At 56.2% G+C, this 1,018-nt stretch carries 1 protein-coding gene; it reads right to left on the bottom strand.

Annotated elements, in window-relative coordinates:
* Positions 1-1,018 (bottom strand): IS1380 family transposase (locus tag PA598K_RS33270; protein WP_185602385.1); only part of this gene is annotated, 1,018 nt, incomplete at both ends.

Raw genomic sequence — 1,018 nt, 5'->3', positions numbered from 1 at the left:
CGCTCAAATAGATTGTAGGCGAGCAGCTTTAAGAGCAAGTCGATTTCATTGGCGGCAAACGATTGCGTGGGGATCCGGTGGATGGCAAATCCACGCTTGCCTTCCTTGATGTAGTTCTCCATCGCGCAGCGTTGATTGTAGAATCGCCATACGTCGATGGCATCCCAAGCTTCAGTCGTGACCATGGCTTCGTACGCCCAAAGCAAGTCGAGTTCGAGCTGGGACTGATCCCCGTCCCAGCGCGGCATCTTGCGGATCACGGCGACACGACGCGTCTTCTCCCACGTGGTCGCTTGGTAGGCGAGTACGACGCCTTCAATGATCCATTCGTCATCGACAAAGCGCGTCCAGTGTTCACAGGCTTTCACCTGCTGCCCAAGACGCGGCGTCCATTTGAGTTTGCCGACATAGCCGATCTTCCGGGACTCCCAGAAGGCATAGAAGTCCTCGCCCCCAAAGCCTTTGTCAAAGCGTGCATACCGCACCGCATGGGAACCCAGCAGAGCCAACGTCTGCTCCGCAAAGGGCAGGACATCGGTTGAGCTACTGGTATTGCCGGGGCGCAGACAGGCGTTAAGCAGCATCCGCGACTGTCCTTCATAGATGAGCAAGGGGTGCAAGCTTTTGCGCCCGTGCTTGTAGCTGTTGTAGCCCACTTCCGCTCCCTGTTGGTTGCCGTACACGGTCTCCACGGTGGAGTCCAGATCCAAGATTAATGATGTTGGCAACCGGGGTTGGATGAGGGCGAGATTTAAGGCTCGGATGGCCGGCGTGATCTGCTCATGAGCCTTGCCTAGACGCAGCAGATCTTTATTTAACAACGTGTGATGTGGTACTCGACCGCCCATCGCGTGGGCGACTAAGGCATCGCTCGCCAGAGATTTGAAGTGAAAGAGACGTTCACAGCCGAGAAGCCAGCCGATGATGAGGTACTGCAAGATCCGATGGGTGGGGAAGATGGCGTTCATGGCTTTGGCTTGACCCAGCGTCCGAAGTGCCTGTTGGAAGCGAATCGATT

The sequence above is a fragment of the Paenibacillus sp. 598K genome (genome assembly GCF_003851045.1).
GTDB lineage: Bacteria > Bacillota > Bacilli > Paenibacillales > Paenibacillaceae > Paenibacillus_D.
Note: the sequence above shows the minus strand (reverse complement) of the source record. Positions and strands in the feature narration are given on the sequence as shown.